The following is a 16573-nucleotide window of genomic DNA, read 5'->3' as shown; positions in this document are numbered from 1 at the left end:
CTCATATTTTCATGCAATACCACTAGCTAGAGGGGCTATCTGCAAAACTTACAGGCAATCGATATTTTGTCGGGTTATCAGGCCTCTTCGAACCTGTTAATTTATATACAGGAGAGAGACAACTAGAAGCGGATGGGGGAAAGGATAGAAATGAGAACAGGACTCCTGTATCGGTTAAGATCCAAGAAAACACTGTTATTCATGATTGCGCCAGCGGTGTTATACTTTTTACTTTTCAGCTATGTACCGATGGCAGGCATCGTGCTTGCGTTCAAGCAGTATCGTTACGATTTAGGCATATTAGGTTCACCTTGGGTAGGATTCGATAATTTCAAATTCTTCTTCATGACAGGGGATGCCTTCCGAGTTACACGGAACACCTTACTGTATAATGCAGCATTCATTCTCATCAATAACGGCTTACAAATTATCGTGGCCATCTTCATGGCGGAGATCGGTTCCAAACTGTTCCGCAAAACAGCGCAGACGATTATGTTTTTACCCTACTTCTTATCATGGGTTGTAGTTGGTGCAGTTGCTTACAATTTGTTTAACTACGAACATGGTACAGTGAATACGCTGCTGCGAGCCTTGCACATCCCAGAATTAGATATTTATACAACAACCACCTATTGGAAATACATTCTCGTGTTCTTCTCAGCTTGGAAAGCGGTAGGGTATGGGGCAGTCTTCTATATGGCATCCATTCTAAGCATTGATCGTGAGACATATGAGGCTGCTGAAATCGACGGAGCTAACGTGTTCCAACGCATTCGCTACATCACACTGCCGTCACTGCGGCCAACGATTACGATTCTCGTCCTGTTAGCGATCGGAGGTATTTTCCGCGGAGACTTCGGACTCTTTTACCAGCTGGTGGGGAACAACGGTCTGCTGTATGAAACAACAGATGTCATCGACACGTACGTGTATCGTTCACTCTTGGTCAATAATGAAATCGGGATGTCATCCGCAATTGGATTCTACCAATCGATTCTATGTTTTGTAACCATTATGCTGACGAACTTCTTAGTACGTAAATCCGATAAAGATAATGCCTTATTCTAAACTTACAGCAATTTGCGAGGTGATCTTATGAGTACAACGAGTGTGAAAAAGAGTCAAATCGATCAACGCCTGCTCGATACGATTGGCTATGTCTTTATAGCAGTGATATGTTTGGCTTGCTTAATCCCGTTCTTACTGATTATCAGCGGTTCATTAACAAGTGAATCTTCGATTACAAGTGATGGGTTCCGATTATGGCCCAAGGAGTTTTCGTGGGACGCGTACACTTTTGCCCTCAAGCATCCGGAGCAATTCGTCAGCTCCTATCTGCTAACGATTACGTTAACCGTAACAGGGACTGTAGTCGGCTTGTTCATCTCGGCAATGGCAGCCTACGTGCTGCAGCGGCAGGATTTTGAATGGAAAAGTGGATTTTCCTTCTTCTTCTACTTCACAACCCTGTTTAACGGTGGACTTGTTCCCTGGTATATCTTAATGGTTAACTATTTACACATGAAGAATACCTTCTGGTCGCTGCTTGTCCCGCCTTTACTGAATGTGTTCTATATTATTATTCTACGAACATTCTTACGGAGCATCCCGGACGCGATTACCGAGTCTGCCAAAATTGATGGCGCAGGGGATTTCACGATCTTCATCCGGTTGATTATACCACTGGCCAAGCCAGGTCTTGCGACAATTGGATTGTTCACCGCTTTGAATTATTGGAACGATTGGTTTAACTCGTTGCTGTTTGTACAGAATGAGAAACTGTACACCCTGCAATATTTATTATATAAAATGTTAGGTAATCTCGAAGGCATTCGCAAAGTTATGGCGATTACTGGCATGCAGGTGACAGACCTGCCTGGTGAAAGCTTGAAGATGGCCCTCGCCATCCTTGTCACAGGACCTATCATTTTCCTGTATCCGTTTGTTCAGCGATATTTTGTGCAAGGCTTAACGGTTGGAGCTGTAAAAGGATAACCCCGGGAATTCCAATTCCCGGTTATCATATCTGATTTATCAATCATGTAGTAAGGGGAGAATAAAATGGCACACTCGAAGAAAATAGCCACAATCAGTCTGGCATCATTATTTGTCATGGGTACGGTATTATCGGCTTGCAGCTCCAAAGAGGCAACACCTTCTCCAAGTGCTTCTGTAGTACCAAAAGCAAGCGCTTCCGCTACGGCAACGCCGAGCACAGGCATTGATACAAGCAAAGAAGTGAAGCTCAAAACGGTGTTGTTAGGTTCTAAACCGAAAGGTTTTGACGAGGTTTATGGGGAAGTTAATAAATTAATGAAGCAAAAAATTAATGCGACGCTAGACGTTAGCTTCTTAGATTGGGGCGAGTACCAACAGAAGTATCCGTTGATGTTTGCTGCTAATGAAGATTTCGATCTTGTTTTCTCTGCAACTTGGTCTTACTATGCACAACAAGCTACGAAGAACGGTTTCATGCCTTTGACTGAGGATATGATTAAGAAATTCGCGCCAAAAACATGGGCTGAAGAGCCGAAAGTTGCTTGGGAACAAGCGAAAATCAATGGCAACATTTATATGATTCCGCAAAACAATTTTGAATACAGCTATCATATGATTGGTATTCGTGGCGATCTTCGCCAGAAGTACAACCTGCCTGAGTTGAAAACGTATGATGACTACGTGAATTATCTTAAAACGATCGCTGAAAAAGAAAAAGATTTCAAACCAAGCATTGGTGTAAGTGAATTTAATGCCGTTGAATTGGTACAACCGAACGAGTGGAACTTCGTAGTACCTCAATTACCTATCGTTTACAAAGTAACAGAAGCATCAGGTAAACTATTCAGCTATGTCGATACACCAGAATTCGCAACGTTTGCTAAGAAAATGTTCGATACACAAAAAGTTGGCGCTTGGTCACGTGACGCGATTGCCAACAAAGTAGATAAAACACAAGCTTTCAAAGATGGTAAATTAGCATCTGTTGAGTGGAACCTGGGTACACTCCTGCGTACGAAATCCGAAATGCAAACGACGCATCCAGATTGGAAAGTAGAGCTGTACGATCTAAGTGCTGATAAGAAACGTCTGTCCAATCCGTTCATTAACAACGGAATGTCCATTCACGCTGGTTCCAAGAACGCTGAGCGCGCTCTGATGGCCATTGATCTTCTTCGCTATGATCCAGAAATTCACGATTTGACGAACTATGGGATCAAAGGTAAGCATTATGAGCCAGTTGGCACAGATCAATTCAAACCGCTGCCTGCATCAGCCGATTTCCCGCCATCCGGTACAGATCCATGGGGCTGGAACTCCTTGCATGAGCGTCTAGATTCTACTGTAGCGACTGAAACAACGAAATTCACAGAAGACTGGAAGAAAAATGTAACTGTGAATCACCCGCTTGAGACATTTACTTTCGATGATACGAAAGTGAAGAACGAAGTTGCTGCAGTTAGCAATGTGATGGATACGTATGGTAAACCATTATTCTATGGATTAGTTGAACCAAGCGATGCTGCACATGGTTTGCAAACATTCAAAGACAAGTTGAAACAAGCAGGAATTGATAAAATCGTGGCGGAAATGCAAAGCCAAGCAGATCCGATTATTTCTAAAAAATAAATTGTAAGGGACCGCTTCCTGCTTGCAGGAGGCGGTTTTTTGTTGTTTGAGAAAGGTTGATGGAACTGCAATATTTCCATCTATAAATTGAACAGGTAATCGATATTTTTGCGGGTTATTCTCTGGATTTCATGTTGGTAAGATGGAGATGAACGATTCGGGAAGCGTTTACAAAACGTAGTGAGAGAGGAATGAATGGAGACAATGAGAAAAAAGAAACAGGCTCAAATGGGGAGACAAAGCTTAGCCATTGCCATGGCAGGGATATTGACCACTGGTATATTACCAGCGACATTACCGGTCGTTTCAGCGGTATCAGCAACGGTGTCAACGACAACCGACGATATTCACATCAACCCGATCCCAGGATTGGCTTCCGATTTTATTAAGGGCGCTGATGTGTCGATGTTGAAACAGATCGAAGTCAGCGGGGGCAAATTTTACGACGGGAACATGGAGAAGGATGCGCTCCAAATTCTAAAGGATCATGGCGTGAATTGGGTCAGACTTCGCGTATGGAACAATCCTGTGGATGCTAATAACATCGGATTAGGCGGAGGGAATAACGATAAGGCAAGAACGATCGAAATTGCCAAGAGAGCACATGATCTTGGACTTAAAGTGCTGCTTGATTTCCACTATAGTGATTTCTGGGCTGATCCCTCGAAGCAAACGAAGCCTGCAGCTTGGGTAGGGCTTAACACGACTCAGCTTGGGCAAGCGTTATATGACTATACCTCTGATGTGATCCAAGGCTTAACTGATGTAGGAGCCATGCCAGAAATGGTGCAGATCGGGAACGAGACAAACACAGGGATGGTATGGCCAGATGGACAAACGACGGGCAGTGGTGGCTATGAGGGTTGGGCGAATTTAATTAAAAAAGGCGTACAAGCGGTACGCGATAACGATCCGAATAATGCCAATCCGCTGCTGCGGACGAAAATAATGATCCATCTTGCCGATGGTGGAAACAATGAGCTGTTTCGCCGAGATTTTGACCAACTGACGTCGCGTCAGGTGGATTATGATGTGATCGGCTTTTCCTATTATCCTTATTGGCATGGACCGCTAGCGGATCTTAAGCAGAATATGATCGACATCTCCCAGCGGTATGGCAAAGAGGTCCTCGTTGCTGAGAATGCCTATGCCTATACGCTGAATGATGGGGACAATTTCTCGAACAATTTTGGACCAGGACAAGAACAATTAGGTGGCTATAAAGCAACCGTACAAGGCCAAGCGCAGGAAGTTCATGATGTCATGAACGCTGTTTCGCAAGTTCCGAATGGCAAGGGATTAGGTGTGTTCTATTGGGAGCCGGATTGGATTCCGGTGAAAGGAGCTGAGTGGAGCTCGAAGGAAGGGGAGGGCAACGGTTGGGAAAATCAAGCGATGTTTGACTTTACCGGACATGCACTGCCTTCGTTAGATGTCTTCAATCGTGTGTCGGCTGCTCAAGGCGGGGCTCCTTTTGTTGCAAAAGCAACAATCATTCATCCTGAGCAGATTAATGTGACGGTTGGTGGTACTTTGCTGCTTCCAAGTAAAGTACAGGTTGAATTTACGGATGATTCGGTACGTGATCTGCCAGTAACATGGGATGCAGTTGCTCCAGAAGCATTACAGCATCCGGGAACCATTCAGCTTCAAGGCACAGTGACAGGTATTCCGTTACGAGCCGCAGGTACGATAACTGTGCAAGGATCTACGAATTTGGTGAGTAATCCTGGGTTTGAGAGTGGTGACAATGCGAATTGGACCATCACGGGGGATAGCAGCGTTGTGAAAGTCGTTGCGGACAGTGCAAATGCACATGGCAGTACCTATGCGCTGCATTATTCTTTACCACAAGCCATGCCATTCTCAGCGACACAAACCATTACTGGTTTAGCGAATGGCTCGTATACATTGAAGGCTTGGTCCCATGGTGGCGGCGGTGAAAGCAGCATGAAGCTTTTTGCCAAAGATTATGGCGGGGAAGAAGTTTCTGAGGACATTGTGAATGCAGGTTGGCTGGTCTGGCAGCACCCGATTCTTATGAATATTGAGGTTTCGAATAATACGGCTGTAGAAGGCGAAGCGCCTAACGGCACAGCAACGATTGGTGTCAAAGCTGACGGAAACGCAGGGAATTGGGGGAATATCGATGATTTCGAGTTTTACACGGATCGCTCCGCTGAAACACTTACAGCGCCTAGCCGTGTCAGCAGAGGCTCCACATTCAACGCAAACGTGGGGAACGGAGGTTTAGTCGATACGATTTATGCAGAAGACCTTGTCATCCATTATGATTCAAATGCTTTTGAATTTGTATCGGCGCAGAGCGCTTCGCCAACGGTACAAGTATTGACCACAGACTCACATACGGCTGGTGCGGTTAGACTCATCCTGGGGCATCAAGGAGGAAAGTCCTTAAATACGAACTCCGTTACGCTTACCTTGCGTGCAAAGTCATCGACGAGTCAGACAGAGGGAATCATAAGCGTTGCCTCCGCACAATGGGGGACAGCACCAGCGGGTGGCGTGCTAACGCCTGCTGCTTTAGGATCAGCAACCGTTTCATTGTACACGGAAGACACAAGTACACCAAGTACGGGTACGGGATCGATTACGAACAAGCCAGAGGCTTCTATCGAATTGAACTCAGATGGAAAAGCTAGCCTACAACAAACACCCATTTTAACGAACGGTAAGACTGCTGTTGCGGCGGTTACTTCTGACATTTGGAAGAAGATGATGGATACGGCGAAACCAGATGCTAACGGAACAAAGAAATTATCTTTGATTCTTTCTAAGGTTGAGGGAGCAACTTCGTATGAACAGCAGCTTCCGAGAGAAGCTTTGACAGGGGATCATCAACAGGTTGAAGTCGTAACACCGCAAGGAACGGTCACCTTACCCGCAAATATGCTTAGTCCAGCAGTAGGGGACGGCTCTGAACCCATCAGTCTTACGATTGGAAACGTAGATCTATCGCAAATTCCAGCTGCGCTACAAGCTAAAATTGGAAGCAAGCCTGTTCTTGATTTGAAGTTGAAAGCAGGCAATGAAGTGATTCCGTGGCATAACGCAGCTTCACCTGTAACCATAAGCATTCCTTATCAACCAACCGCGGACGAGTTGCAAAATCCAGATCATATTGTGATTTGGTATATAGATGAAAACGGTCAAGCGGTAGCTGTCCCCAATGCCAAATATGATGCAGCTACGCATAGTGTTGTGTTTACTACAACGCATTTCAGCACCTATGCAGTTGCGTATGTGTCTACGACATTCGGGGATTTGATTGGCTTTGACTGGGCAAAGCAAGCCGTGGAAGCCCTCGCTTCCAAAGGGGTAACGACAGGTACCTCGGCTGATTCATTCAGTCCGGCGTTGAACGTCTCCCGTGCTGATTATCTCGTCATGCTAGTCAAAGCACTAGGCTTAACCGCGAATGCCGGGCCTCGTTTTCAAGATGTGGCAGCTTCTGATTACTATGATGAAGCCGTAGGCATTGCCAAAGCACTCGGCCTAGCCGAGGGCGTTGATGCGCAGCATTTTGACCCGAAAGCACCGATCTCTAGAGAAGATTTGATGGTACTCACAGCACGAGCGCTGCAGCTTTCTCATCGTTTGAACGGAAATGGTGAGACAAGCAACTTGAATACGTTCGCAGAACAGTCGGATATTGCAGCTTACGCCAAGGCTTCAATCAGTGCTTTGCTCCAAGCAGGACTCGTTCAAGGTAATGGTTATGGACTTGCTCCGAAAGCGCATACAACCAGAGCCGAGGCCGCGGTCATTTTATATCGATTGCTTCATTTCTAATCATACAGGAGGTTGATTTCAGTGCATTTGAAAAAAGCAGCTTTAACTGGACTATGTGCAGCTTCTTTACTATTAGGGAGTCTGCACTTAAGCAACGCCGCCTGGGCGGATGAGGTTATTACGCCTGTACCTGTCAATTACGTAGTCGATGGTGATTTCGAAGGAAGTGACGCTTCGCGATGGTTGTTCGAAGGTGCACAAGCTTCTGCGATTGCCATTAAAGCACAAGATAATCACACGGTTGGCGGTTCACATTCTGCGGCCTATTGGTCTGGCTCCGATTTTCATTTTAAGGTATCCCAACGTATTGAAGGCTTAGCAAATGGTAGGTACATGCTCAAGGCCTATACACAAGGCGGGGGAGGGGAAACGAGTTCGAGGCTGTTTGCGGTTAGCGATGGAGGAGAGCCGGTCCATGCGAATTTCATTAATACAGGCTACAACAATTGGCAACAACCACAAATCACACATATCAACCTTACGGTCACGAATGGCAGCTGTACGATAGGTTTTGAAGTGGATGGAAAGGCGAACAATTGGGGATCCATCGATGATATTTCATTGGTACGAATCGGAGATGTCGAAACTGCTCCTGTATCCATGACGGTTCAACCTATCCATGTTACTTCATGGCTAAACGCCTTGCCGGCACTTCCAAGTGTGGTGAGTGCTGTGTATAACGATGATCAATCGTATCTTGAAGTACCTGTTCAGTGGGAAACGAGTCAGGCTTCGGATTATAACCACGTAGGTGTGTACCAACGAATAGGAACCATCCAAGGGTCAGATACAACGGTACCAGCTATCATTACGGTTAATCTGAAATCTGCCGATCTGAATGCCGATGGGGTAGTGAATGTGGCAGATTTGGCATTAGCGTACTATGATTTTAATGTTAGCAGGGGTTCTGTTAATTGGGAGAGAGCGCAAAAGGCGGATCTCAATAATGATGGCATCGTCGATCTGAACGATGTCCAACTTATGGCCAATCAAATGATACAACCATTACCTTAGGCAAGAAAAGACGGAAAAGCTGGATTGGGGCAACCTGGTTCAGTTTTTTTCATTTTTAGGATTTCATGGTTTAATAGATGAAGTGTTGTCAACCTGTATACTGGTTAAAAAGGAGCCCCTATGACCCCAATGACAAGAATAGCTGCTCAAAAAGTAAAAACGATTTTAATCGTGGAAGATGAGGACAAAATCCGTGAAGTTCTGATCTCTTACTTAAATAAGGAAGGATTTCAAACGATAGAATCCGCGACGGGAATCCAAGCTATGGACTATGTGCGCAGTGGTCGCGTGGATCTTCTTATCTTGGATCTTATGCTGCCCGACATATCCGGAGTTGAGGTGTGTAAAGCGATTCGTCAGTTCTCATCGATACCCATTATCATGCTCACTGCGAGAGTGTCTGAGGACGATCGGGTCCAAGGATTAACGCAGGGGGCTGATGATTATGTGGTAAAGCCATTTAGTCCAAGAGAACTGACCGCGCGAGTGAAAGCCATTCTTCGACGGTCACAAGATGATTCGCTGTTGGCGGAGGCTATTTCGTTTCAACATGACGACCTCGTGATTCGGCCACTCAAAAACGAAGTATATAAAAAAGGAAATCTCGTAAATCTGACGCCGATTGAATATAAATTACTGCTCATTCTGGCCCATCATCCGAACAGAACGTTCACGAGAGATGAGTTGATCGACAAAGTACTAGGGTTTGATTTTGAAGGTGATACACGCGCGATAGATCAACATATCAAAAATCTGCGACATAAAATTGAAACCAACCCGAAAAAACCTCACTACATAGTAACGGTGTTCTCCGTAGGGTATCGATTTACGGGAGGAGAATCGTCATGAGAGGCTTATATGCTCGTATCGCTATCGCTTTTATATGCGTAGCCTCCGGTGTCTTGCTGATTTCGACGATTGCGTTTGTCTGGGCGACGTATTACCATTTCTCGATGTACCAAAAACAAACGATGGATGCGCCTATGAATGCGCCAACGTTCGGCACGCATTTTGAGCAGGCTTTGATACAATCTGTACTCATTTCAGCTATTATTGGGATTTTACTCGCAGTTGTGTTAAGTCTTTTCGTCGCGAAGCGGATAACGGCGCCATTAATTCATATGAAGGAAATTGCAGAGCAAATGGCGAACGGGGATCTCGCTGTTAGAACAGCGGTAAGGGGCAATGATGAGCTGACTGATCTAGGTGGATCTCTTAATCATCTCGCGGCGCAGCTTGTTCAACAAGAGCATCTTCGCAAAACAATGACAGCTGATGTGGCACATGAATTAAGAACACCGCTTACCACACTTAAAAGTCATATAGAAGCTATGATTGACGGTGTTTGGGAGCCCACGCCTACACGTTTAGCCTCATGCTTTGAGGAGGTTGAACGACTGCGTTATCTTGTCGGTGATTTGGAACAGTTGACGGAAATGGAGTCCCCCGACTTCAAATTGAACCTTCAAGATGAGAGCGTTACTTCGCTCATTCAACATCAGGTTGAAGCGCATATGGCTTCATTTGAGCAGAAGGGTGTTGATCTCTTATCTAGGGGTTCGAGTGGGATCAAAGCAAATCTGGACAGACAGCGATTAGGGCAAATCTTGGCTAATCTTTTGACAAATGCGCTAAAATTCACACCTCCTGGTGGTAAGGTTGCTATCGACGTACACGAAGAAACAACCCATGTCGTCGTCGTTGTTTCGGATACTGGGAGGGGTATTCACGGGGATGATCTTCCCTATGTGTTCGAACGTTTCTATCGCGTAGATAAGTCAAGAGAACGTAAAACAGGGGGAAGTGGCATTGGATTAACCATTGTCAAAAAACTAGTAGAAGCGCATGGAGGGACGATTCGAATAGAGAGTGAATTAGGCATAGGGACAACCGTATATATACATTTCCCTTTGTAAGATGAGAGATCTACACAGGATCTACATAAGTACCTTTTATAATTGAGAAAAATGAGTTATGGAGGGCAAACATGAAAAGAGGAATGTTGACGATCGTACTCGTTGCCGCTTTCTTGACGGGATGCGGCAATATGCAAAGCAATTCAAAGGAAATGGATCATAGCAAGATGACACAAGAGTCTGATTCAACGCAGAATGGAAAGGTCCAAGCGCAGTTTAAGCTTTCAAGTGAGAAGCCGTTACCAAATCAGGATACAACGATTACCATACAAGTTCAGGATTCCAAGGGTAAACCCATCGATAAGTTGGATACTGTTCATGAAAAGATGATGCACGTGATCGTGGTAAGCAAAGATTTGTCTTTCTTTAATCACATTCATCCTGCGTATAAGGGGAATGGGGAGTTTGTTGTGAAGACACAATTTCCAACTGCAGGTGAATTTAAGGTGATTGCTGATTTTACACCTACTGGCATGAGTGCGATGAACAAGAGCCAGTGGTTTACGATTCAAGGTAATGGGCCAGCGCCAAAGCCAGTTGAGCCCGATACTTCTTTGACAAAGGTTGTCGAAGGCAAAGAAGTTACACTTTCCATCGATCATCTCATGGCGAATATGGAATTGACGTTGAACTTCAACATCAAGGATGCACTTACGAAGAAGCCGGTAACCGACCTGCAGCCTTACCTTGGGGCGGTAGGACATGTCGTCATTTTAAGCCAAGATGCCGAAAATTACTTACATGTCCACCCGACCGAAGAAAAGGCGAAAGGGCCTGATGCTGCCTTCATGACCACATTCCCGCATAGCGGTGTGTATAAGATATGGGGCCAATTTCAGCAAAATGATAAGGTCTTTATGATTCCTTTTGTAGTAAAAGTGCCGTAATGACTTGGCCGGATAGCGATTATCGCAATGTTTTCAATGCGCCGCTCCAGGCAATCACCTGATCAAACATCGTGTTCGCTGCAGCCTCTTGGCGTGGACTTGGTTTGAGCACGCTGAAATTCTCAAAATCCGTAAAGAGGGAAAGAGTAACCTGAGCGCGTACGTCAGCCACATGTAATTCGCCCAAAATGAGCCGCAGATTCTCAGCCGCGCGAGTTCCACCTGCGCCACCGCCATAGCTGACGATACCTGCGGCTTTATCTTTCCATTCGTTGAAGAGGAAGTCGATCGCGTTCTTGAGCGCCCCAGTAATTGCGTGGTTATATTCCGGCGTCACGAAAATATAGCCATCGTACGCATTAATCGCCTGCGACCAGGCTTTCGTATGCTCTTTGGTGTATTTCATCAGCATAGGGGGATTGGGCTCATCATAGAGCGGTAAATTAAAATCCGCGAGATCGACGATCTCGAATTCTGCATCCGTACGTTTACTCGCTACTTCGTGAATCCATTGTGCGATAACTTCGCCTCTACGGCCAGGGCGGGTACTGCCTAGTATAATTCCAATTTTGAGCATAGGTATGACCTCCATATAAATGTTCTATTTGAGAGAAGCATACCTGAGGTTGGGGAGGAGTGCAATTGAATTTACGGTTATAACTAAATTATCCGAGGTGGGGGAGGGTGGTTGGCGGGTATTTGTTTACATAATATTAGTTATGTAAATAATGCTGTTGTTTGATACGCTCGCGCTGGCAAAAGCTCGGTATCCGCCAAACGCTCCGCCCGCGCTGGCGAAAGCTCGGAAACCGAGCCTATGGCTCCGCCCGCGCCGGCGAGCCTAACGCTCCCCTACGTTGGCGAGAGCTCCGCCGCGCCCACTGTCTTGAACCATTTTGATACTCACGCCACCTCAATAGTCCGTAAACATCGAACTATTATCACTTCACTCGTATCTATGACTTGATTAATCCGGATATGCCCAACTAAAACGCCCTAAACAACAATTTGGTTCGAAAAAGGAGCATTTAGTTCGACAGAAACGAACTAAATGTGTTTGCAGAAGAGGAATCCTCTAATTAGTTCGGAAATATCGAACTATAGCAGAATCAGCCGAAAGCCGTAGCAAGCGACAGAGGCAAGTAGACTCGAAGCCACCCGAAAGCTGCAAGCAATAGCAGGATGAACACTCACACTTGCTCGGGCATTCCTCGCTACAATAAAAAAAGCTGCCTCATAAGAGACAGCTCCTCGATCTATTATTAGTATGCTAATGCGAAAAGGCCATGAATGTGAGAAAGGTAGCGAATGTTGCTCGCTTCTTTCATCAATGTAGCAGGCAAGCCTTTCAGCTGCGTGTTGCTTCCACCGATTGTGCCTACGCCATCTTTACGGCCAAGGCTGCCAAGCGTTCCGGAGAACACAGGTACAAATTTATCCATAACGCCGCCTTTAATTTGAACAGACAAGTTGTAACCAACCGTTTCACCCATTTGCCAAGCAAGCTGAGCAGTAGGAGGGTATGGTCTTTCGCTGCCTTCAGGGAAGACAACTGCGCAGTCACCAGCCAAGTAAACATCAGCATGGGAAGTGGATTGCAGCGTTGATGTTACCGTAGCGCGGCCGCGATCTTCTGCGATTCCACAGCTACCGACAACACTGTTTCCTTTGACGCCACCCGTCCAAATAATGGTGTTGGATTCGATGGTTTGTCCACTTTTCAGAGAAACGGTGTTTTTCGTAGCTTCTGTAATGGCAACGCCTGTCAAGAAAGTAATACCGCGTTTCTCAAGGCTTGTTACTGCGCGGTCAATCAGAACTTTAGGGAAAATAGGCAGGATTGCTGGGCCAGCTTCTACACAGTAGATAGAAACATCTGCGAAATCAATCCCTTTGCTGCGGCAAACTTCAGGCAATTTGTCAGCAAATTCACCAACAAGCTCAACGCCTGTTAATCCGCCACCGCCGACAACGATTGTTGCATCAGCTTTGTTGCCAGAAGCTTTGTAAGCATCTAGACGAGCTTCAACGTGTTGACGAATGCGATTCGCATCATCAGCTGATTTCAGAATCATGCTGTTCGCTTCAAGTCCTGGAATTCCAAAGTAGTTTGTTTCACTACCTAGGGCAACTACAAGGGCGTCGTACGTATGTACCGCGCCGCTGCTTGTCAAAACTTGCTTTTCATTCGGTTTAATTTCTTTGATGGTATCGACAAGAACATTGACTTGTTTGTCACCAAGCAATTTTTGAAGTGGAAGTGCCACGGCTTTCTCTTTGATCGTGCCACCAGCCAAGCGGTGCAATTCGGTAATAATTTGGTGAGTAGGGTAGCGATTGATGATCGTGATTTGAGCTTCACCCGCTGTTAAATGTTTACGAGCTGTTAGTGCTGTGAGAAGACCGCCATAACCGCCGCCAAGAATTAATATTTTTTTCGCCATCGTAGTATTCATCCTTTCTTATGTTTAGTTTTTACGTTCTGCAAGTACGTTCAAGAAAGCTTGAGCGAAACGAAGCGTTTTTTGTACTTCTGGGTCTTTCATCATTTTCAAAACGCCGAAGATACCGATTGTTGTTGCTGCATCAGCCTGTGAACGCTCGCCAGCTTCGATAGCCGCGGATGCGATGTCTTTGGCTTTTTCCTGAACAGGCTTAACGAACTCGCCAATACCTTGGGCAAAATCATTGATAAGCACTTTGTCAGTTGCAACGCCTTGTACGAAATCGAAAGCTTTTGTCATGACGGTGACCATTTCCACCAATTTAGGTAGGTTGTCTACCAGTACAGTCAGGGATTGTTGTACCTCAGGTTTCAGTAATTGGTCTAACACGTCTGATGATTTGGGTTCGGCAGCTAGTGTTACTGCAATTTCTTGCGTAGCAGATGTCTGTGTCATTTGAAAATCCTCCTTTGCGTTAGAAAAAAATCGGGTACTCACATTGTGTAGGGGGACATGAAGTCGGACCTATAGGTTGTAACACTTTTCACATAAGAAGGTGTTCGTCAACTTTCGACACAATTGTATTTAAACCGTCTTCTGATAGTTTACACCTTTTCGACACAAAATTAATGATGAAAATATTTCAAATTCGTGAAGAATATTGACTTTATAGCGGAGATTGAGCTCATTTGGGTGAAAATGCAAGAGGGGATGTAAATATATTCCTGTTATTTCAAACGAACAATGTACTTTACGAACACTGTTCGTTATGGTATAACTAAGGCATGCTAATCAAAAACTAACGACGAGGTGTTGATGAAAATGAGTACTCAATCAGGTAAATCAAATAAACGTATTGCTATTATTGGTGCAGGTCCCGGTGGTCTTACTCTTGCCCTTATTCTTCAAAGACATGGCATACAGACAGTGATTTATGAACGTGAGCCTTCCCGCGATAGTCGCCAGCAAGGAGGGTCCTTGGATATTCATCATGACTCTGGTCAAATCGCATTAGCTGAGGCTGGTTTGTTAGAACAATTCCAGAAGCTGGCTAGGTATGAGGGAGAGGACTTCCGTTTATTTGATAAGACAGGCAAGATGTATATGGACGAAGTAGCAGATATGAAAGAGGGCGGACGCCCTGAAATTGATCGCAGCACATTGCGCGAACTGCTGTTGAATGCCCTTAATCCGACCACAATCCAGTGGGGATTCAAACTAGACCATGCTGTAGCACGCGAGAATGGCTGCCATGAGCTTCATTTTGACAATGGACAGGTAGATACTGTTGATCTTGTTGTCGGGGCAGATGGGGCATTCTCCCGCATTCGTCCGCTGCTCACGGATTCAGTAGCTTCTTATACCGGCGTGACTTTTGTCGAGCTAGCATTGGAAAATGCGGCCATCAATCACCCCGAGTTAGCAAAGCTGAACAGCCGTGGCAAAATGTTTGCCCTTGGGGATCATAAAGGGATCCTTGGTCAGTTAAATGGTGACGGGCGTATCTGTGTGTATTTAGCATTTCGCGCAGAACAAACTTGGTTAGATACCTGCGGTATTCCGTTTGACCAACCTGAGCAAGCAAAAGTTCATTTACTAGAACTATTTGCCGATTGGGACGAATCGCTTAAGAATTATATCCGTTCCGCGGATGGCGCCATGATTCCAAGACGGATCTATATGCTGCCAGTCGGTCTCAAATGGGAACACAAACCAGGCGTAACGCTGATCGGCGATGCGGCGCATCTGATGTCTCCTTTTGCCGGAGAAGGCGTGAACTTGGCGATGTTAGATGCCGCGGAGCTGGCACGGTCGATCATTCAAGCTGGTGACCTCAATGAAGCGGTAACAGCTTATGAGGCGAAAATGTATGAGTATTCGTCCTTGTCAGCAGAGCAATCGGATTCGAACCTGGAACTTACCTTTTCCGAAAACGCAGCAACCAAATTCATGGATTTAATGAATTCCTTTCATGAAGAACCAGCGGTTTGAAGGATTAGTAATAAACGAGGTTAGTAGTCAGAGTTCCTGACATAGCCGGCAAGTAGAAGTGAAAAACCGCCGAAATCGCGGTTTTTTTTGTATTTCATCTTGGAATATGTTTGTTCTTGAAGTTGTCATCCACGTTCGCTATGAATTGACACCATTCGTCAGCTCTTATATTATTTTAAATAGGAAACAAGCTGAACATAAGGATGTGAGTGTAACTTGCAATCGAAATATAAAGTCGCGGCGGGCATATCCATTGTGGGGTATGTCGTGAGTCTCTTAACGGGGCAAATTCTACCTGGCGCTATTAATTTATTAGTACCTACCCTATTTTCGATAGGCAGTATTGTCGTACTTAGTCGGAACTCTAGCTCGGTTCTCATTCAAAAGCCAAGTCAACCAGAGCCTTCTAACCCCTCATTCGCAAATGGTACAACGGTTCCTTTAAGCTCAGGTCATGCATCAGAACAACGAATTGAAAGTGATCCATTCTGGGAGCCGATTTCTGAATATATCCATGTGATTGAAGAGTCGATGATTTCGGAGGGGCAAAAGAACACCATTGACGATGAAATCGTTGAGAAGACGCTTAGTTTACTCTCAAGAGTAGGTCGATTGATTCCGCAGCTTAAAGAATTGAATGATGCAAACATGAATCATAACATACAACGATTAATTTTTAAGGATTTAAATGGTGCAATTAACCCATTTCTTAAACTGAGTGGGGAGCAGAAACGATTAAATCGTCGTCTATTGCTTACAGGGATTAAAGATATTAACTCCAAACTTACGACCTATGTCGAGACGATCGAGCAAAAGGATTTAATTGAATTACAGACTCGAATGGATCTTATCCAACAACGCTACCGCTCCGCAGACTAAA

The 16573-nt window shown here is 45.2% G+C and carries 13 protein-coding genes; 10 read left to right on the top strand and 3 right to left on the bottom strand.

Features of this window, described 5'->3' with window-relative positions; all coding sequences use genetic code 11:
• The first annotated feature begins 150 nt into the window (after positions 1-150).
• The 8 genes from A8709_RS17945 to A8709_RS17910 all read left to right on the top strand — a co-directional run bounded on the left by A8709_RS17945 (position 151) and on the right by A8709_RS17910 (position 11257).
• Entirely contained in the window at positions 151-1068 is a 918-nt protein-coding gene (locus A8709_RS17945; RefSeq protein ID WP_065853728.1) for an ABC transporter permease, read from the top strand.
• A gap of 27 nt (positions 1069-1095) precedes the next feature.
• Positions 1096-1995, top strand: a complete 900-nt coding sequence (locus tag A8709_RS17940) for a carbohydrate ABC transporter permease (RefSeq protein ID WP_065853727.1) — start codon at positions 1096-1098, stop codon at positions 1993-1995.
• Between the two features lie 66 nt (positions 1996-2061).
• Positions 2062-3627 (top strand): ABC transporter substrate-binding protein, encoded by a 1566-nt coding sequence (locus tag A8709_RS17935; protein ID WP_065853726.1) that lies wholly within the window; start codon positions 2062-2064, stop codon positions 3625-3627.
• Between the two features lie 204 nt (positions 3628-3831).
• Entirely contained in the window at positions 3832-7440 is a 3609-nt protein-coding gene (locus A8709_RS17930; RefSeq protein WP_141692577.1) for a glycosyl hydrolase 53 family protein, read from the top strand.
• Between the two features lie 21 nt (positions 7441-7461).
• Positions 7462-8454, top strand: a complete 993-nt coding sequence (locus A8709_RS17925) for an Ig-like domain-containing protein (protein ID WP_065853724.1) — start codon at positions 7462-7464, stop codon at positions 8452-8454.
• 129 nt (positions 8455-8583) lie between these two features.
• Positions 8584-9303, top strand: a complete 720-nt coding sequence (locus tag A8709_RS17920) for a response regulator transcription factor (protein ID WP_065853723.1) — start codon at positions 8584-8586, stop codon at positions 9301-9303.
• Complete coding sequence (locus A8709_RS17915; protein WP_065853722.1) at positions 9300-10370, top strand: sensor histidine kinase; 1071 nt, start codon at positions 9300-9302, stop codon at positions 10368-10370. Before A8709_RS17920 ends, A8709_RS17915 begins: the two co-directional genes overlap by 4 nt.
• A gap of 71 nt (positions 10371-10441) precedes the next feature.
• The gene (locus tag A8709_RS17910; RefSeq protein WP_065853721.1) at positions 10442-11257 is read left to right on the top strand and encodes a hypothetical protein; all 816 of its coding nucleotides are present in this window, start codon (positions 10442-10444) and stop codon (positions 11255-11257) included.
• Positions 11258-11276: 19 nt separating this feature from the next.
• Here A8709_RS17910 and A8709_RS17905 read toward each other — a convergent pair whose 3' ends face one another.
• The 3 genes from A8709_RS17905 to A8709_RS17895 form a co-directional block, all read right to left on the bottom strand.
• Positions 11277-11834 carry an NADPH-dependent FMN reductase gene (locus A8709_RS17905; RefSeq protein WP_065853720.1) on the bottom strand — a complete coding sequence of 186 codons (558 nt, stop codon included), beginning with the start codon at positions 11832-11834 and terminating at the stop codon, positions 11277-11279.
• 685 nt (positions 11835-12519) lie between these two features.
• Entirely contained in the window at positions 12520-13701 is a 1182-nt protein-coding gene (locus A8709_RS17900; protein WP_065853719.1) for an NAD(P)/FAD-dependent oxidoreductase, read from the bottom strand.
• Positions 13702-13725: 24 nt separating this feature from the next.
• Positions 13726-14157: a DUF1641 domain-containing protein gene (locus tag A8709_RS17895; RefSeq protein ID WP_065853718.1), complete on the bottom strand. Its 432-nt coding sequence runs from the start codon at positions 14155-14157 to the stop codon at positions 13726-13728.
• A gap of 366 nt (positions 14158-14523) precedes the next feature.
• Between A8709_RS17895 and A8709_RS17890 the strand changes: the two genes are divergently transcribed.
• Both A8709_RS17890 and A8709_RS17885 read left to right on the top strand, forming a co-directional pair.
• Entirely contained in the window at positions 14524-15693 is a 1170-nt protein-coding gene (locus A8709_RS17890; protein WP_065853717.1) for an FAD-dependent oxidoreductase, read from the top strand.
• 216 nt (positions 15694-15909) lie between these two features.
• Positions 15910-16572: a hypothetical protein gene (locus A8709_RS17885; protein WP_065853716.1), complete on the top strand. Its 663-nt coding sequence runs from the start codon at positions 15910-15912 to the stop codon at positions 16570-16572.
• The last annotated feature ends 1 nt before the right edge of the window (position 16573 follow it).

The sequence above is a fragment of the Paenibacillus pectinilyticus genome (assembly GCF_001700435.1).
Lineage (GTDB): Bacteria > Bacillota > Bacilli > Paenibacillales > NBRC-103111 > Paenibacillus_E > Paenibacillus_E pectinilyticus.
The sequence above is the reverse complement of the archived record's forward strand: the minus strand, read 5'-3'. Positions and strand labels throughout refer to the sequence as shown.